The organism is Larkinella humicola, from assembly GCF_008727875.1.
Classification (GTDB): Bacteria; Bacteroidota; Bacteroidia; order Cytophagales; family Spirosomataceae; genus Larkinella; species Larkinella humicola.
On record NZ_VTWS01000002.1, the window covers coordinates 937,971 to 955,075 of the forward strand.

Annotated in this window: 16 protein-coding genes; 8 read left to right on the plus strand and 8 right to left on the minus strand. The window is 52.3% G+C overall.

Annotated elements, in window-relative coordinates:
* Window positions 1–178 precede the first annotated feature (178 nt).
* The 4 genes from F0P93_RS11785 (at window position 179) to F0P93_RS11800 (ending at window position 5,637) form a co-directional block, all read left to right on the plus strand.
* Window positions 179–1,855, plus strand: a complete 1,677-nt coding sequence (locus tag F0P93_RS11785) for a M14 family metallopeptidase (protein WP_150876565.1) — start codon at window positions 179–181, stop codon at window positions 1,853–1,855.
* An 86-nt stretch (window positions 1,856–1,941) separates the two neighbouring features.
* The gene (locus F0P93_RS11790) at window positions 1,942–3,693 is read left to right on the plus strand and encodes a M14 family metallopeptidase (RefSeq protein ID WP_150876567.1); all 1,752 of its coding nucleotides are present in this window, start codon (window positions 1,942–1,944) and stop codon (window positions 3,691–3,693) included.
* Between the two features lie 107 nt (window positions 3,694–3,800).
* Window positions 3,801–4,700: an NAD(P)H-binding protein gene (locus F0P93_RS11795; RefSeq protein WP_150876569.1), complete on the plus strand. Its 900-nt coding sequence runs from the start codon at window positions 3,801–3,803 to the stop codon at window positions 4,698–4,700.
* Between the two features lie 19 nt (window positions 4,701–4,719).
* Window positions 4,720–5,637: a helix-turn-helix domain-containing protein gene (locus F0P93_RS11800; RefSeq protein ID WP_150876571.1), complete on the plus strand. Its 918-nt coding sequence runs from the start codon at window positions 4,720–4,722 to the stop codon at window positions 5,635–5,637.
* Between the two features lie 7 nt (window positions 5,638–5,644).
* On the opposite strand, the gene F0P93_RS11805 is transcribed toward F0P93_RS11800, so the two are convergent.
* On the minus strand, window positions 5,645–6,154 hold the full coding sequence (locus F0P93_RS11805; RefSeq protein WP_150876573.1) for a phosphoribosyltransferase family protein: 510 nt from the start codon (window positions 6,152–6,154) through the stop codon (window positions 5,645–5,647).
* Between the two features lie 206 nt (window positions 6,155–6,360).
* Here F0P93_RS11805 and F0P93_RS11810 point away from each other — a divergent pair, with 206 nt between their 5' ends.
* Window positions 6,361–6,939 carry a YcxB family protein gene (locus F0P93_RS11810; RefSeq protein WP_150876574.1) on the plus strand — a complete coding sequence of 193 codons (579 nt, stop codon included), beginning with the start codon at window positions 6,361–6,363 and terminating at the stop codon, window positions 6,937–6,939.
* Between the two features lie 63 nt (window positions 6,940–7,002).
* Here the strand turns inward: F0P93_RS11810 and F0P93_RS11815 are convergent, their stop codons facing one another.
* From F0P93_RS11815 to F0P93_RS11840, 6 genes are all read right to left on the minus strand, one after another.
* Complete coding sequence (locus tag F0P93_RS11815; RefSeq protein ID WP_150876576.1) at window positions 7,003–7,389, minus strand: Dabb family protein; 387 nt, start codon at window positions 7,387–7,389, stop codon at window positions 7,003–7,005.
* 72 nt (window positions 7,390–7,461) lie between these two features.
* Entirely contained in the window at window positions 7,462–8,262 is an 801-nt protein-coding gene (locus tag F0P93_RS11820) for a LysM peptidoglycan-binding domain-containing protein (RefSeq protein WP_150876578.1), read from the minus strand.
* Between the two features lie 95 nt (window positions 8,263–8,357).
* Window positions 8,358–8,840 carry a 5-(carboxyamino)imidazole ribonucleotide mutase gene (purE, locus tag F0P93_RS11825; protein WP_150876580.1) on the minus strand — a complete coding sequence of 161 codons (483 nt, stop codon included), beginning with the start codon at window positions 8,838–8,840 and terminating at the stop codon, window positions 8,358–8,360.
* 71 nt (window positions 8,841–8,911) lie between these two features.
* Window positions 8,912–10,069, minus strand: coding sequence for a 5-(carboxyamino)imidazole ribonucleotide synthase (locus F0P93_RS11830; RefSeq protein WP_150876582.1), 1,158 nt, complete (start codon window positions 10,067–10,069; stop codon window positions 8,912–8,914).
* A 76-nt stretch (window positions 10,070–10,145) separates the two neighbouring features.
* A complete protein-coding gene (locus F0P93_RS11835; protein WP_150876584.1) occupies window positions 10,146–10,676 on the minus strand; it encodes an RES family NAD+ phosphorylase in 531 nt (176 codons plus the stop codon).
* Between the two features lie 3 nt (window positions 10,677–10,679).
* Window positions 10,680–11,174 carry an Xre family toxin-antitoxin system antitoxin gene (locus F0P93_RS11840; RefSeq protein ID WP_150876586.1) on the minus strand — a complete coding sequence of 165 codons (495 nt, stop codon included), beginning with the start codon at window positions 11,172–11,174 and terminating at the stop codon, window positions 10,680–10,682.
* Between the two features lie 341 nt (window positions 11,175–11,515).
* On the opposite strand from F0P93_RS11840, the gene F0P93_RS11845 reads away from it, so the two are divergent.
* Window positions 11,516–12,007 carry a GtrA family protein gene (locus F0P93_RS11845; protein ID WP_150876588.1) on the plus strand — a complete coding sequence of 164 codons (492 nt, stop codon included), beginning with the start codon at window positions 11,516–11,518 and terminating at the stop codon, window positions 12,005–12,007.
* Between the two features lie 5 nt (window positions 12,008–12,012).
* Here F0P93_RS11845 and F0P93_RS11850 read toward each other — a convergent pair whose 3' ends face one another.
* Window positions 12,013–15,018, minus strand: a complete 3,006-nt coding sequence (locus F0P93_RS11850; protein ID WP_150876590.1) for a DEAD/DEAH box helicase — start codon at window positions 15,016–15,018, stop codon at window positions 12,013–12,015.
* A 393-nt stretch (window positions 15,019–15,411) separates the two neighbouring features.
* Here F0P93_RS11850 and F0P93_RS11855 point away from each other — a divergent pair, with 393 nt between their 5' ends.
* A complete protein-coding gene (locus F0P93_RS11855; RefSeq protein ID WP_150876592.1) occupies window positions 15,412–16,071 on the plus strand; it encodes an RNA polymerase sigma-70 factor in 660 nt (219 codons plus the stop codon).
* Window positions 16,072–16,098: 27 nt separating this feature from the next.
* Window positions 16,099–17,100 carry a FecR family protein gene (locus F0P93_RS11860; RefSeq protein ID WP_150876594.1) on the plus strand — a complete coding sequence of 334 codons (1,002 nt, stop codon included), beginning with the start codon at window positions 16,099–16,101 and terminating at the stop codon, window positions 17,098–17,100.
* The last annotated feature ends 5 nt before the right edge of the window (window positions 17,101–17,105 follow it).

Below are 17,105 nucleotides of genomic sequence, written 5' to 3' on the forward strand. Positions count from 1 at the left end.
TGTCAGCGGTCGGAGACCCTGACAGCGGTTAAACTTTTGGTTTCTTTGAGCAAGAATATTGCGGTAACTTTTTCACCCCGTCAGCGGTTGAAGACCCTGACAGCGGTGAAAAAGTTACCGCAAATTATCTAAATTTAACGCTTCGCTCCATCTTTCAAACTTTGTTTACCTGTTTTTCATGAAACACCGTTTTCTCCCGACTGGGCTGGCGGGCGTTCTGAGTTGCTTTGCGGTCTTCTTTCAGGCCGTTGCGCAAACGCCACCCGCCGGACAATACTCCTCTTCTGCTCAACTTGCAACCCGATTAAAAGCCCTGACCAGCCGCTACGGCGCATTGACGACCCTTCAGTCCATCGGCAAATCACGCGAAGGAAAAGACGTGTGGCTGCTGACGGTGGGCCGCGGAACGGCAGCCCAAAAACCGGCCATTGCGATTGTCGCGGGGGTGCAGGGCGCTCATCTGGCCGGTACCGAACTGGCTGTTCAACTCGCCGAAAAACTGTTGGCGGCTTCGGGTCAGGATAGCGTGGCCCGGTTGCTCGACAGCAAAACGTTTTATATTTTCCCCAGCGTCAACCCCGATGCGCAGGAACAATTTGTGGCCAAACCACGCTACGAACGAACCGGCAACGGTGCCGATACGGACGACGACCGCGATGGCCGGCTGAACGAAGATCCTTTTGAAGACCTGAACAAAGACGGTTTGATCACGCAAATCCGTGTGGAAGATCCGACCGGCACCTTCATCCCCAGCAAAGACGACCCGCGTGTTCTGGTTAAAGCCGATCCGGCAAAGTCTGAAACCGGGCGTTATCTGGTGATTTCGGAAGGAACCGACAACGATAAAGACGGCGCTTTCAACGAAGACGGCGCGGGTGGGGTGGCCCTAGACAAGAATTTCACCTTCGACTATCCGTTCTTCACGCCCGGTTCGGGCGAAATGCCGGTGTCGGAACCGGAAAACCGGGCCTTGCTCGACTTCCTCTACAAAGCCCCGAATGTTTACGCGGTTTTTACCTTCGGGCCGTACAACAACCTTTCGGAAGCGCCGAAATTCGACCGGACCAAAACCGCCCGGCGGATTATTACCGGTATTCTGGAAAAAGACGCCCCCGTCGGCGATCAGGTTTCAAAACTCTACAACAGCCAGACGGCGCTGAAAGATGCGCCACCGATGCCACCCACCAAAGGCAATTTTGCCCAAACCGCCTATTACCACTACGGTCGGTTCAGTTTCTCGACACCGGGCTGGTGGGTGCCCAAAGCCACGGCTTCGGCGGATACGACGAAAGGAAAAAGCACGCCGAAACCGTCGGACAATGACGACGTGAAGTTTCTGAAATGGGCCGATGCCAACAACGTCCGCGAGGTGTTTGTCAACTGGCAACCCATCGAACACCCTGATTTTCCGGGCCGGAAAGCAGAAGTGGGCGGGATCGCTCCGTTTGCCAAACTGAATCCACCGGTTTCATTTCTGAACGAGATTGCCGACAAACACCTGAAATTTATGACGGCTTTTGTTCGCCAGATGCCGGTGATCGACGTGGTGAACCTGCGGACGGAATCGCTTTCGGGCGGACTAACGCGCGTCACGGCGCAGGTGATCAACCGGGGCCTGCTCCCGACGGGTTCCGAAATCGGCGACCGGGTGAGGTTTGTTCCCAAGATGAAAATCGAGCTGCGAACCAGCAACGGCCAAACCGTGGTGTCGGGCCGGAAGCGGATTCTGCGCAGTCCAATGGCCGCGAGCGAGTCGATGGAAGTCACGTTCCTCGTCTCCGGCACGGGCCGCGCAACGCTCGAAGCCGGGAACGTCATGACCGGCCTTAAATCAATCGACATCACCCTCAAATAAACCCTCATGTTCTCTGATCAACTCTGATTAATAGTTGTTTCACAGAGTTGACCAGAGAACATCAGAGGGAATCAGAGAAAACTTTTATGAAAAAGATATTCTTTCTTTTACTAACAGGAATTCCTCTCGCTCTTTCCGCGCAGCAGAAACCGGTTCAGAACGACGATCTGACCGGGTTGCGGGCCGTGGGTTCGCCCGCCAATCCGAAAGTGCCGATGCGCTGGAATCATTACAACGACTACGCCGGGATTACGAAGTTTTGCCAGGATATGGTGAAGGCTCACCCGAACCTGGTGAAGCTCGAATCGATGGGCAAAACGTTTCAGGGCCGCGATTTGTGGGTGCTGGTCGTGAGTGATTTCAAAACCGGCAATGCCGATCGCAAACCCGGTTTTTACATCGACGGCAACATTCACTCCAACGAGTTGCAAGGGTCGGAAATTGCGATGTATACAGCCTGGTATCTGGCGGAGAATTTTGGCACCATCGAGTTTACGACCCAGTTGCTGAAAGACAAGGTGTTTTACATCGCACCCAGCATCAACCTCGACGCGCGGGAAGACTTCATCAAAAATCCCAACAACCCCAATTCGCCCCGCTCGGGGCTGATGCCGTTCGACGATGATGGGGATGGGGAGATCGATGAAGACAAATACGACGACCTCGACGGCGACGGCAACATCGTGCTGATGCGCCGGAAAACCCCGCTGGGCCGTATGAAACAGGACCCCAACGATCCGACGCGCATGATTCCGGCCAAACCCGAAGAACCGGGTGAATACGAACTGCTGGGCTACGAAGGCATCGACAACGACGGCGACGGACAGGTAAACGAAGATGTAGCCGGACGCTATGATCCCAACCGTGACTGGGGCTGGGGCTGGCAACCGGATTACATTCAGGGCGGGGCGCTTTTTTATCCGGGTACCTTGCCCGAAACGCAGGCCATCAAGAAATACATCATCGGCCACCCGAACATCGCCGGGGCACAGAGCTATCACAACTATGGCGGGATGCTGCTGCGCGGACCGGGTGCCGAAGAAGATCAGCAATATTACAATCCGAGCGACATTGCGGTGTATGACGTCATCGGTCGTACGGGCGAAAAAATCATTCCCGGCTACAATTACTACGTGATTTACAAGGATTTGTATACGGTTTATGGTGGCGAAATCGACTGGCTGGCGTTGGGCCGGGGCGTTTTCACATTCTCGAACGAGCTGATGTCGTCGTATCTGCTGTTCCGGCAAAAACCGGGAGAAAGCAACCGGTTTCAGAACGATGAGTTCAATCAGTTTGGGAAATATCTGCTGTTCGATGACGCGTATGTGGCCTGGAAACCGTTCAAACACCCGCAGTATGGCGACATCGAAATTGGCGGCCCCAAGAAGAATTACATCCGGAATCACCCCGGTTTTATGCTGGAAGAAGACGCCCACCGGAACATGTCGTTCACGCTTTTCCACGCCCACCAGACGCCGAAGCTGGACGTTCAGGCCATCACGACGAAACCGCTCGGCAACGGCCTGACGGAAGTGACGGCCACCGTCGTGAACCAGCGCGTGATTCCCACGCACTCCTCGCACGACATCCGGTTTAAAATTGAACGACCCGACTACATCACGCTCAAAGGTGCCACGCCACTGGCGGCTATGATTGTCGAAAATGCCGATCTGAATATCACAAAAGAGCAGAAAACCAATCCCGCAACGATCGAGGTGCCGAACATTCCGGGCATGGGTTACGTGAAAGTTCGCTGGATCGTGAAAGGAAGTGGGAGCAAATACACGGTTTCGGTCGACAGCCGGAAGGGTGGCGTGGTTGAAAAAACGCTGTGACGTCCAACGAACGTAGACAAACCCAGTTTCGACTACAACAACCATAGATTTGACTACATCTATTTTTTGGGGGCTGCTGACCTTTGCAGAAACAAAAAAATAGAAAAATGAAAATCATATTAACCGGTTCGTTGGGACACATCAGCCAACCTTTGACGCAGGAATTGGTAGAAAAAGGCCATGCGGTTACCGTCATCAGCAGCAAACCCGACAAGCAATCCGCCATCGAAGCCCTGGGAGCCGTCGCAGCCATTGGGTCCCTGCAAGACGCTGACTTTCTGACGGATACGTTCTCCGGTGCCGATGCGGTGTATACGATGGTGCCACCAGCCAATTATTTCGATCCTACCCTCGACCTGCTGGCCTACTATCACCAAATCGGCACCAACTATGCACAGGCCATCGGCCAGTCGGGCGTAAAGCGGGTGGTGAATCTCAGTACGATTGGCGCTCATTTAGCAGCCGGTGAGGGCTCGGGTATTTTACTGGGCGCGCACGATGTAGAGCAGATCCTGAACGCGTTACCCACGGGCGTAGCCATCACCCATATCCGGCCCACTTCCTTTTACTACAATTTATACGGCTATACCGCAATGATCAAAGCGGAGGTCATCATTGCCGCCAATTACGGGGCAGAGGGCACCATACCCTGGGTTTCGCCCGTTGATATTGCAGTTGCGATTGCGGAAGAACTCGAAACCCCGCTTGTGGGCCGAACCGTGCGGTATGTAGCCAGTGAAGAATTGACGGGCAACGAGACTGCCGCCATTTTAGGGGCGGCTCTCGAAATGCCTGAGTTGAAATGGGTTCTTATTTCGGACGAACAAACGCAGAAGGGTCTGGTTGCTGCAGGCATGAATCCGACCATTGCGACCGGGCTGGTTGAAATGTATGGTAGTCTGTATACAGGTGTCCTGGCCCAAGACTATTACCGCCATAAACCAGCGGTGATGGGCAACGTAAAACTGACGGATTTCGCGAAAGAGTTTGCGGCCGCCTTTCACTAAAAAATAAGTTTCCTGACGTATGGCAACTCTGCAACCACGCCGATTTAAGACAATAAGCGAATTTCATCAGTTCAGGGAATTACCTAAACCTGAACATCCGTTGATTAGTGTGATCAATCTGGAATTGGTCAAGCAGTTGCCCACCAACGAAACCGGTTTAGTAAAGGATTTTTATTCCATTGCGCTGAAAAGGAACTTCAATGCCCGGATGAAATACGGGCAGCAGGAATTTGATTTTAACGAAGGTCTGATGTTCTTCATGGCCCCGGGCCAGGTTCTGAAAATTGAGATGGAGAAAGATACGACTCTGCAACAGTCGGGGTGGATGCTACTGGTCCATCCCGACTTTTTGTGGAATACACCCTTAGCCAAAACCATCAAGCACTACGAATATTTCGACTACTCGGTGAACGAGGCCCTGTTTCTGTCCGAGAAAGAAGAAGCCATTATGGCCGGGATTGTCGAAAGCATTCAACAGGAATACCACGCCAACATCGACCGGTTTAGTCAGGAAATCATCATTGCTCAACTGGAATTGTTACTTAAATATGCAGACCGGTTTTATCAGCGACAGTTCATTACCCGAAAAATAGCCAATCATAAAATCCTGAATCGTCTGGAGAAGCTGATTGCCGACTATTTCAACAGCGATGACTTAATGAAACAGGGATTGCCAACGGTGCAATACGTTGCTGAAAATCTAAATCTATCCCCCACGTATTTAAGTGGCCTGCTCAAATTAGTAACCGGACAAACCACCCAGCAACACATCCACGACAAATTGATCGAAAAGGCCAAAGAGAAATTATCTGCTACCGATTTGTCCGTCAGCGAAATTGCCTACGAATTAGGATTTGAACATCCGCAGTCGTTCAGCAAGTTATTCAAGACTAAAACCAGCCTTTCTCCGCTGGAATTTCGGCAGTCGTTCAACTAATCGTGGTCTAGCGCATGTACACGCCGATGCGTTCCTCGTCGCTCAGCACCACCAGCACGTGTTCGGTCAGGGTGGTGGAGAGTTTGTAGCCAATGTAATCGGCGGCAACGGGGTAGCGTTTGTGGTCACGATCGACCACCACGGCCACCTTCAGCTTGGTCACGGGCACATTCAGAAACGGTTGCAGGGCAAACGCCAGGGTTCGGCCCGAGTTCAGGACGTCATCGATCACGATGACCGATTTACCGGTGAAAACCGACTTCTCGCCATCCAGATGAACCGGCGGTTGGGCCAGCGTCGTTTTATCGAGCGTAATTTTCATCACCCTAACCTCCAGCGGAGAAATCTGCCGCAACACCTCCGCCAGTCGTTCTGCCAGCACGTAGCCTTCGCCCGATACGCCGGCCAGAATCACGTCGGATTCTTCAAAGTTGTTCTCGTAAATCTCGAAGGCAATCCGGCGTATTTTTTGCTCTACTTGTACGCGGGTCAGAATCTGGGTAGTCTCGGAAGTCATAACCGATCAGGGAAGTCGATGGTAAAAAATGAAAATTACCCGAAAACGTCGAATGCTCAAAATAAACGAAGCCTTTTCGTACTTTTGCACCTTTGTTAGTGAAAAGAGCCGCGACGGCGGACCGTTGAGACAAGTGAGAGAAGAGATAAAAGACCTTTCTCACCTCTCTTGTCTACTCTCTATTGTCTAAAAGTTTATTTATTTCAATGATTATCAAAACCAAAAAATACGCCCTCGACCAGAAAACCTACATCAGTCTGGCGATGCGTAGCTGGGTAAAAAACAACTGGTACTGGGGTTTCGTCCCACTGGGTCTCATTTTTGCCAATGCCATCCTGAACGTGACGGGCGTCTACCCAAACTGGTGGATTTACCTCGTCATTGTGCTCCTCACCATCCTGTATGTGCTGTTCTGGGCCGTCCAGTTTACGGGCATCACGCAAATGGAACAGACCAAATCGCTGTTTCAGAAGTACGTCTACGAGATTGACAGCCGCCAGATTATGCTGAAACTGAACGCCCGCGAAGGCGGTATCCTGAAATGGGATCAGATCCGGAGCGTGACCAAAGACAAAACCGCTTACGTCATGGTGGTTTCCAACGACCAGGCGATGAACGGCATGAAAGTAAACTGGCTGGCCAAAATCGTGGCCAAAGGCATGAAAAATGCCCAGTTCCTCTACCTGCCGTATTCGATCTTCACCACCGAAAACGAACTGAAATTCATGGATACACTCCTGAAACGGAAGGGCTTTTTGGCAGAACCCGAAAAGGTAAAAGAGTAGACCTGAAAAAAGGCAACGGGGAATGCCGGTTTTAGCCGTTCTTTCCCGTTGCCTTTATCTTCTTTATTTCGCCTGGTTGGTGAAATCGACCACCGTTACGTCGGCCAGCCAGCCGCCAACGAGTTTACCAAATTCCTTGTGAGCCGGGTGCGGCAGGTAGGTATCCCGGTCTTTTTCGTTCGCAAACGTCAGCACAAAGGCGTGCGTCAGGCCCTTGTCGAGTTTCTCCGGGCTGTTGTTGGTTCCCCACTTAAAGCCCTTGATTTCTTTTATTTTCAACGGTAACGCTTCAAAAGCGGCTACAATTTCGGCTACTTTGGCGGGCGTAGCCTCGGGTTTGAATTTAAACAGGACAACGTGGGTGAGATCCGATGGAGTCATTTTGTTTTGAGCGGAAGCGCCGGTCAGGGCGAGACCAAAAAAAAGAAGGGTGGCAAAAACGGTTTTCATGGATGGATTCGTAAGTTGACTCTGCGAAGGCAGAACGTTTCAAATAAGACAATCTGACTCGGAAACTACTGTCTACTGTTTTTCGGCATACGGGATGACCAATTTCTCACCCCGGGCGGCATAATTTTTGGTCTTTCCGTTGGCTTTCATCAGTGCATCGACCGTAACCCCGTATTTTTCAGCGACAACGCGCAAAATATCACCCGCACCAACGGTATGATACGCCCGGGCTTTCACCTTCAGTTTGGTCACGTCGGCCTTCACCGCGTTGTCTTTCAAATCCGGATTCAGCGCTTTTAACGTACTGATACTCAGATTATACTTCGTGGCCACGCTGTAGATCGTTTCGCCCGGTTTTACGGTATGCGTAATCGACACCCCACCCGCCGGAATATTAACTTTGGGCGTTTCTTTTTTCTCTTCTTTGGGCTTTTCTTCTTTCGGCTTTTCCTCAACGGGTTTCTCTTCCCGCACCGGTTTTTCTTCTTTGACTTCCGCTACCGGTTTTTCCGCCGGTTTGCCCACAGCCGGGCGTTCTTCAGAATCCAAAGCTGGTTTTTTAGGGACCTCCTTTTCCTCATCAAGGGGAGATGGAACCGTTTGCGACAAATCGACGGGGGCATTCCGGCTGGACGTATCAATTTCGATGGGCGCCACCAGCTCCGGTTCCAGCGGTAGTTCCACCGGTTTTTGCACCGTCGTATCCAACGCGACGCTGGTCAGTTCTTCCGACCCTTTCGTGTCATCGGCCACGTACTCGTAGCCCACGTACAACAGGGCCAGAATCGTCAGAATCAGAACGGCCAGCGTAATGGTGGGCAAACTTGAACCCTCCGTCTGCCGGGGGTTACGCTTCGCATTTTCGGTTTCCATATGTAAGGTTTACAGTTTACGGTTTACGGTTTATGGGTGGCTGACGCACGAATAAGAATGCGTCAGCCACCCATAAACCGTAAACCGTAAACCCGTTAACTGTTCTTTACCTCCTGACTCATTTTTTCTACTTTCGCTTTCATGTCTTCCTTGTAGTCGTGCAACCGTTGGGCGACGGTTTCGTCGAACGTTCCCACAATCTGAGCCGCCAGAATCCCGGCATTGCGGGCGCCGTTGAGGGCGACGGTTGCCACCGGCACGCCCGAAGGCATTTGCAGGATCGACAAAACCGAATCCCAGCCATCGATCGAATTGCTGGATTTCACCGGCACCCCAATCACCGGCAAGGTCGTCAGCGAAGCGACCATCCCCGGCAAGTGGGCGGCACCACCCGCGCCGGCAATCACCACTTTCAGACCGCGCTGGCGGGCGGTTTTGCCGTATTCCACCATTTTCTCCGGCGTCCGGTGAGCCGATACGACGTCAATTTCGTAGGAAACTCCCAACTCAGTCAATATATCGGCCGCTTCCTGCATGACCTTCAGGTCCGAGCTGCTGCCCATGATGATTCCAACCATATGTATGATGATGAATGATGAACGATGAACGATGAATTAGCTGACGCATGCAATTCATCATTCATCGTTCATCATTCATCATTTTTAACTTTTATGCTTTCCTTAACGGTTTCGGCTTTTGCCCGAAGCTGCTCTAAATCCGAACTAATAACGGTAATATGCCCCATTTTGCGAAACGGGCGGGTGATTTTTTTACCGTATAGAAAAGGAAACACGCCCGACATCGCCAGCAGGGCTTCCATGCCTTCATACCGCGCGGGGCCGCTGTGGCCGGGTTCGCCCAGCAAGTTGATCATCGCGGCTGGCGACAGGATGGCCGTATCGCCCAAGGGCAGGTTCAGGATGGCCCGCCAGTGTTGTTCAAATTGCGACGTCACGTTTGCCCGAATCGTGTGGTGACCGCTGTTGTGCGGACGTGGCGCCACTTCGTTGACAATGATTTGCTGGTCTTTCGTCAGAAACAACTCCACCGCCAGCAAACCGACGATCCCGAAGGCTTCGGCGGTTTTTCGGGCAATTTCCTGCGCCTGCCGGTCGACGGTTTCAGAAATCGCTGCGGGAGCAAACAGGTATTCCACCAGATTCTGTTCGGGGTGAAAGACCATTTCGACCGTCGGGAAGGTCGCCGTTTGGCCCTGCTCATTGCGGGCGACAATCACCGCCAGTTCCTTTTCAAAATCGACGGCTTTCTCCAGTACGCCCGGCGCATCGAACGCCTTCTCCACATCGTCAACCGAAGCAACCCGCTGAACTCCGCGACCGTCGTAGCCATCACGCCCCAGTTTATGGAAAGCGGGCAGAAAATCCGGACTAGCGGCTAAAGCCTGCGCCACATCGTCCCGGTTTTCGGTCAGCATGAAATCCGCCGTGGGGAGGTTGTGGTCGCGGTAAAACTGTTTCTGCGCCCGCTTGTCCTGAATAATCCGGATCACCGACGGCTGCGGAAAAACCCGCTTTCCTTCGCGCTCCAGGGCTTCGAGGGCATCGACATTGACCCGCTCGATTTCAATCGTCAGCACATCGACCTGCTGGCCAAACTGATAAACCGTATCGTAGTCGGTGAGTGACCCTTGCGTAAATGACGTTGCCAGGTGGCGGCAGGGCGCTTCGGCATCAGGGTCCAGAATATGAACGATCAGGTTCCAGTCGATCCCGGCCTGAATCAGCATCAGGCCCAGTTGACCTCCTCCGAGGATTCCAATGCGGGTAGTGGGGTTGAATGTATGCATACTTGTAACAATCCTCCGCAAAAGTAGCCCCAATTCGGACTTTATCGTACTTTTTAAGACACTATATTCGATCTACTTAGCGTCCTGTTGACTTCTTTCTTCCTTTAACAGAAGCAGCATCCGGCGGCTGAACCGGTTTACGCAGCCGTTCATCAAACTCATGGGGAATCACTTCCAAAATCTTCACCTGACTCATTAACAGATGAAGTGGATTGATCAGCAGGTTGCGGGAGGGCGAGCTTTTGAGAATGACGGAAGGGACTGAAAAAGCTAAAATAGGATACGTTGGCCTAAGTTTCGGCAACAAAAAGAAAGGAAGATTCTCAGAAAACTTGATTTGATCCCAGCCGGTAGGCAGCGTTTCAGGGTCTAATTCTTCGATGGAATCAGGCAGCTCAATCGTTAACCGAACGAACGGAGGAAGATCACGAACCGGCGTACCATCCAAGTGAACCAGGGTTTCCAGTAAGGCGAGTTCCGGCGTTGTCGACACATAAACCAGCGGAGTGCCCAGGGGATTCCAGCGTCCGCCATTGAGACGAGCACCTTCTCCGGTCAATACTGAATCAACAAATTGTCTTTTCTGAATACGGTAGACTAAAGCCATACGTTAACTATAGACACCATATTCGATACGCCCTAAAACCTGATCCACCACTTGAAAACCCGTCGCGGTGTCCAGCATTTGCAGGGGCGACTGGTTTTCTAAAATCTCCAGCGGCCGGCGCAACCATCGATTGAACTTTCCCTGGTCTTCAAAAACCCGTAAACCATGCGCTGCCAGTGCGCTCAGCAAAAGGAGCCGTTCGGATTCAACTTTATTTAGAGAACCGGCAACCAGCCGTCGGGCCATCGTCCGTTCGTTCGTTGATAAAAGCGTTGCCAATTCCCGAATGGTTAACTCCAGCAAATCAGCCGCTTTCCGGACTTCGGTATGGATTATACCCGAGCGGGACTGCGCAATCAGTTCAAAAGGACTGGTCCGCTCCGGCAACACGCGAACGGTTGAGGGAGCGGACAGAACAAGTTTACCCTGAGCCTTTTTTGATTCCTTGTTCCTCCTATTCCCTCCGGTTTCGACGGTTTTGTTCGCTGCTCCTTTCATGGCTATCTACAATTTGTCAGTAATAGTACTGACATTTTACGTATTCGTAACGCGGAGTCCATAAAAAAGGTTTGCCTTGCTGGTAAACCGCTTTGAATAGCCCATTTTCGCGCGTTTTAGCCTTTTTTTGTTCATTAAATAAATAATCCGTTTTCCCACACCCGCCTGGTTCTCAACAATTCCAACTCTTCCTGTTAATTTGCACGTTCATACCTGAAGCGGGAAGTACCAAAAGTAGCGTACAAGACAAGAGATGAAAGACAAGAGACAAATCAACCCTTTGACTATCAACTACCTGTCTCATTTCTCACGTCTAACCTCTTTCATCTCTATCGTAAATCATGAAGGATAAACTATTTAATCAAAAAGACTTAATTGCTTATTTTATTGTTGCGGCCATTGGTGCCTCCCTGCAAATTGTTGTGAGTTCGTTGCTTCAGGAATGGTTTAAGGTTTCCTACGAAAATGGCGTCTTACTGGGCTACATCAGCTCCTTTTTCATTGGTTTTTTTCTCACCAAACTGCTGGCATTCAACGCTAAAAACTCGGCCAAAACCCGCCGGGAGATGGTTAAATTTGCGATGGTTTCAGTGATTTCCTGCCTGATTACGGTCTACGGCGCGTCGGCCTTATACAACTTCTCGGTCAGTCAGAACGGGATTTACGTGTTTACGCTGCCGGGATCGGTCAAGACCGTGAATGTCAACAAGTTGTTTTCCCACACGTTCGGAATGGGCCTGAGTTTCATCTCCAATTACATTCTGCACAAAACCTTTACCTTCAAAAATACCGGTTTCTACGAACGGCTGAAATCGCTGCTGAATCTGAACTGATCCGGTCAATCCAGCAACGCCAGAATGTCTTCTTTCGTCAGCGATTTCATGAAGTTTTCCTCGGTTGTAATCAGGTCGCTGGCGAGCTTTTGCTTGGAACGTTGCAGGGCCAGAATCTTCTCCTCCACCGTGTTTCGGGAAATGAATTTGTAGGTAAAAACCGTCCGTTTCTGCCCAATCCGGTGGGCGCGGTCGATGGCCTGAGCCTCGATGGCCGGGTTCCACCACGGATCGAGAATGAACACGTAATCGGCCGCCGTCAGGTTGTGACCCAGTCCGCCCGCTTTCAGCGAAATCAGAAACAGCTTGATCGAGTCGTTGTTCTGAAACAGATCCACCTGCCCCCGGCGGTCCTGCGTCGAACCGTCCAGGTACGCATATTGAATCCCGCGTTCCTGCAAATACTGCTGAACAACGTCCAGGTGTTTGATGAACTGACTGAATACCAGAATCTTGTGATTATCAGCCATCGCACCTTCCAGCCGCATTACCATGTCGTCCAGTTTGCCGGAATTGCCTTCGTAGGTTTCGTCGATCATGCGCGGGTGGTTCGCAATCTGGCGGAGTTTGGTCAATCCCTGTAAGACCACCATCTGCGATTTGGCCATGCCGTCTTCTTCAATGCGTTCCAGAATCAGGTTCCGGTAATACGACTTGGCTTCTTCGTACTGCTTCTCCTGTTCCGGCGACATGTCGCTGTAGTGAATATTCTCCACTTTTTCGGGCAGGTCACGCGCCACCTGCGACTTGTGCCGCCGAAGCATAAACGGTTTGATGATACCGTAAAGCCGCTGCGTTTTCTGCTCGTCGTTCTTTTTTTCGATCGGAATCTGAAACTCGTTGCGGAAAAACGTCTGGCTTCCCAACAAACCGGGGTTGATAAACGTCATCTGGGTCCACAGATCCATCGTACTGTTTTCCAACGGCGTACCGGTCAGAATAAGCCGGTGGGCCGAGTCGAGTTGCATGACTGCCCGCGTGATGTGCGACGACGGATTTTTAATGGCCTGCGATTCGTCCAGAATGATGTAATGAAACCGGTACATCTTCAGCAAATCGATGTCGATCCGGACAATGCCGTACGAGGTCAGAATGACGTCATACCCATCGAACTGGGCGGTATTTTTGTCGCGGTAGGTGCCGGTATACGCCATGACGCGCAGGCCGGGCGTAAACCGTTTGGCTTCCAGCTCCCAGTTATACAGCAGCGAAGTGGGCATCACGAGCAACGTCGGCTCCGTAAAACCGGCTTCCTTCTGCGACTGCAACATCGCCAGCGTCATGACGGTTTTGCCCAACCCCATATCATCAGCCAGGCAACCGCCAAACCGGTATTGGTTCAGGAATTGCAACCAGTCGTACCCGGCTTTCTGGTAAGGCCGCAGTTCGCCCTTGAACCCGGCGGGCAGCGGGTGCGCATTGATTTCTTCAAAACTCCGCAGTTTTTCGAGCTTCCGGCTGATTACCGCCGATGCCAGGCTCTCTTCCTGCAATTCCTGCACCAGCGCAATGTGGTGTTTGTGCAGCACCAGCCGGTCGCTGTCCACCTCGTGTTCCATGAACGCGAAGAGTTCCGAGTACTTCGTAAACCACGTTTCGGGAATGACAGCAACCTCGCCGTTGGGCAGCGTAAACTCCCGTTTCTTGTTCAGAATCAGCGAACGCAGCTTGATAAACGGAATCTCGAATTCCCCGAATTGCACCTTGGCATAAATATCGAACCAGTCGCGGGTTTCGTTGATCGAAACCACGATGGACGAATAGCCTAAAAAGTAGCGTTTCGTGTCATCAGCGTGTTGCGAAATCCGAAAACCGGCTTCCACGAGCCGGTTGTGGTTTTGCTGGAGCCACTCGAAAGCGGTCGCTTTTCCGAGTTTGGAATGCCCGTTGTCTTTTAGTTCCAGGCCGTTTTCCTTGAGCCAGAAAAGCGTCGATTTCTCCTTCCGAACATCCCGCCGAATCTTGTGAAAAACGTAGTCATCACCCTTCTTTTCGATGCTGACGTTAGACGAATCCGTGAAACCGTCGTAGCGAAACGTAAACTGACCATACTGAAACAGCAGGTCGAAAACCACCTGCGAGTCGTCGACGGGCGCGGCATGGGCCATTTCCGTCAGCACGTTGTTCATCCGTTCCGACGCCCCGTTTCCGTTCCGAAGGCCGGTCGAACCCGCCTGATCAAACAGCGCGGGCGTTGTCCGGTGCGCGACGGCATGTTCCGAAACCGTCAGCACGGGCGCGGGGGGCAACACTTCGCTCCGGATCTCAAACCCTCTGGCGTATACGTCGTAGGACGCAATCAGGGGGGCCACGAAGCGGTGATAGTACTGATCCTCAATATTTTTCGGAATGACGATATTCCTTTTTTGCAGAAATGGCTTCAGTTTTTTGCCATCGACATTTTTGTCGAAATGAAACAACCGCTTCCCCACCATCATCCAGGCCGGATCGTCGCAAATCAACAGCGCATCCTTAAACTGAAATTCGACCCGTTCTCCGGCGTATTTAATAATGGGAAAGTATTCCGTGGCGGTTTCGGTCCGCACAAAATTGAAAAAGACGCGGGCCTTGTCCGGCATCCGCTCAACGGACATCCAGGCCGGGTTGCCGTCGTTGCCCATGACATACAACGGTTTTTCGGCCAGCCGCTCCAGAATCAACGCCCGGCGGGTTTCGAGGTATTCGCAAATCCGTTCCCGCAGTTCTTTATCCCCTTTCTGGGGGTCGTAAATCTTCAGAAAGAAATCGACCGCCGGTAATTTTTTGGGATTAAATTTTTTCAGAATGACGTCCTGCTGGATTTCGTCGATGATGCGAATCAGCTCAAAATCAGCGTCGTCCAGTTCACTGGCAAACTCCCCGGCATTTTTGGCCGACAGCGTCTGGTTCTGCAACGTCAGCTCACCCCGCGCATTGAGTTGCACGACGAAGGCTTCAAACAGATACCCCAGAAACTCGTGTTCCAGGAGTGAATAGACCAGTTGAAACGGTTCCGCGGGAGAGACTTTCATAACACCGTAATGATTACTGCCTGACTGCACCAGGCCCGGGAATACCGGGTTGGTCGTAAAAAATCGCGCTTCCGGACGGAAAGGATAAGCTTCAAATAAGCAAGCAAAAAGGCTGATTTGCCGTCCGGTTAGAATACGCAACAAACTCAAATATACGAAGAGCTACAACAAAGGCAAATCGAAAAATACGGAAGCCCGCGCGAACTGATTTTACGGCCTGAGAATGGGATCAGCGGCATTTTGACGCGGTAAATTTTAATGGCCGATTCGCCGATAGAATCCCCCTGAACACAAAACCGCTTAGTACCTAAGTGAGAAAAAATTGCAATTCATTCAGAAACCGAGCGAGGGTTGTGCCAATTTTTCTTGTCTTTGTAGTAGACCCTGAACTGTATGAATGAATCGACCCTGCAACCGGATTTTTCGGACGAACGACGCCCGGACGCACGAATAAGCCTGGTGGTATCGATGGACCCAAACCGCGCTGCTGACCCGGAGTGGATGATCCGGCGAATGCTGCAATCGGACCCGGTAAAGGGGTTCGAGTTGCTCTACCAGCGGTATTACCGCCCCTTGTGCAGCCACGTTACCCGCCTGGTGTATTCCCGCGAAATTGGCGAAGACCTGGTCGGCGATCTGTTTTTCCACCTGTGGCAAACGAATCAGTACACCCAGATCACGGGCTCCTTCCGCGCCTACCTGTTTTCGGCCGCCCGCAACCGCGCCATCAACTACCTCCGCTGGGAATTTAACCGAACCGAGCCTACCGAAAACAATGAGCGGATCGACCCGGCAGACAGCACCCAATCCGACACAGATCTGGCCTTTGAAGAACTCACGACCCGCATCCACCGGGCGCTGGACGCCCTGCCGCCCCAGTGCCGCAACGTGTTTGTGCTGAGCCGGTTTGAAGGCCGGAAAAACAGCGAAATCGGGGCTGATCTGCACATTTCGGTCAAAACCGTAGAAGGTCACCTCACCAAAGCCCTGAGCCGGTTACGACAGGCCCTCCACGACTATTGGCTGGTGTTACTCCTGCTGCTGACCTGGTAAGTATCTCTCCTCCTTTTCGACGACAACATGCAATCGGAACTATCCAAGGCACTGCTCTTTGCCTATTTTGAAGGGACTACCACGCCGATCCAGACCCAGCGGATTCAGCGATGGCGACAGAAACCCGAAAACCGGGAGCGGTTTTTCGCCTGTCTGGAAGAATGGGAAAATCAGCGGCTGCAATACGAAGCCGACCCAGAAACCGCCTTCCACCAGTTCCGGGAACGGATTCAGCAACTCGAATCAACCCCCGAAACACCGGTTTTGCCGCTGCCGACGCCTTCCGTCCGCCGGGCGTGGCTCGTTGCCGCTTCACTGGCGTTGCTCACCCTGCTGGCCGTCTGGCAGCGCGACCGCTGGCTCTACCGCACCTATTCAACGCAGTACGGCGAACTGAAAACCGTTGGGTTGCCCGACGGCAGCCGGGTGACGCTGAATGCCCATTCCAGCCTGCGGTTGTCGCGCTGGACGTTTGGCCAAACCAGCCGGGAAGTTTGGCTCACCGGCGAAGCCGAGTTTTCGGTCCGGCATTTGCCCACCCACCAGCGGTTTATCGTCCGGACGCCCGATGAGCTGGAAGTGGTTGTATTGGGTACGGAATTCGTCGTTTCGAGCCGCCGACAAGGTTCGCGCATTGTGCTGAACAGCGGGAAAGTGGCTTTCCGGTCGTTGCAAGGCTCGTCGCCCGCGCCGGTGGTGATGAAACCGGGTGACGTGGCCACCGTTAAGCCGGGCGGTCAGGTTCAGATGCAATCCCACCAGTCGGTCGAACGCTACCGGGTCTGGAAAGAACACCGGTTTCTGTTTGACCGGACGCCCTTATCGCAGGTGCTGGCGACGCTGGAAGAACATTTTGGCGAAACTGTACAACTGGCTGACTCTGAATTGGTTCACCGGCAGATTACCGGCACGTTTCGCGCCGAAACCGCCCCGGTTCTGCTCGATTTGCTGACCACCCTGACCCGCACGCAGGTTGTCGAAACCGATTCTGGCAACGTGATGATTCCTCTTTCCCCCCTAAACCCTTAAAACGT

Bases quoted from the DNA above. Each gene is read 5' to 3' on its own strand.
- F0P93_RS11785 (WP_150876565.1), top strand. From the start codon at position 179: ATGAAACACCGTTTTCTCCCGACTGGGCTGGCGGGCGTTCTGAGTTGC.
- F0P93_RS11790 (WP_150876567.1), top strand. From the start codon at position 1,942: ATGAAAAAGATATTCTTTCTTTTACTAACAGGAATTCCTCTCGCTCTT.
- F0P93_RS11795 (WP_150876569.1), top strand. From the start codon at position 3,801: ATGAAAATCATATTAACCGGTTCGTTGGGACACATCAGCCAACCTTTG.
- F0P93_RS11800 (WP_150876571.1), top strand. From the start codon at position 4,720: ATGGCAACTCTGCAACCACGCCGATTTAAGACAATAAGCGAATTTCAT.
- F0P93_RS11805 (WP_150876573.1), bottom strand. From the start codon at position 6,154: ATGACTTCCGAGACTACCCAGATTCTGACCCGCGTACAAGTAGAGCAA.
- F0P93_RS11810 (WP_150876574.1), top strand. From the start codon at position 6,361: ATGATTATCAAAACCAAAAAATACGCCCTCGACCAGAAAACCTACATC.
- F0P93_RS11815 (WP_150876576.1), bottom strand. From the start codon at position 7,389: ATGAAAACCGTTTTTGCCACCCTTCTTTTTTTTGGTCTCGCCCTGACC.
- F0P93_RS11820 (WP_150876578.1), bottom strand. From the start codon at position 8,262: ATGGAAACCGAAAATGCGAAGCGTAACCCCCGGCAGACGGAGGGTTCA.
- purE (WP_150876580.1), bottom strand. From the start codon at position 8,840: ATGGTTGGAATCATCATGGGCAGCAGCTCGGACCTGAAGGTCATGCAG.
- F0P93_RS11830 (WP_150876582.1), bottom strand. From the start codon at position 10,069: ATGCATACATTCAACCCCACTACCCGCATTGGAATCCTCGGAGGAGGT.
- F0P93_RS11835 (WP_150876584.1), bottom strand. From the start codon at position 10,676: ATGGCTTTAGTCTACCGTATTCAGAAAAGACAATTTGTTGATTCAGTA.
- F0P93_RS11840 (WP_150876586.1), bottom strand. From the start codon at position 11,174: ATGAAAGGAGCAGCGAACAAAACCGTCGAAACCGGAGGGAATAGGAGG.
- F0P93_RS11845 (WP_150876588.1), top strand. From the start codon at position 11,516: ATGAAGGATAAACTATTTAATCAAAAAGACTTAATTGCTTATTTTATT.
- F0P93_RS11850 (WP_150876590.1), bottom strand. From the start codon at position 15,018: ATGAAAGTCTCTCCCGCGGAACCGTTTCAACTGGTCTATTCACTCCTG.
- F0P93_RS11855 (WP_150876592.1), top strand. From the start codon at position 15,412: ATGAATGAATCGACCCTGCAACCGGATTTTTCGGACGAACGACGCCCG.
- F0P93_RS11860 (WP_150876594.1), top strand. From the start codon at position 16,099: ATGCAATCGGAACTATCCAAGGCACTGCTCTTTGCCTATTTTGAAGGG.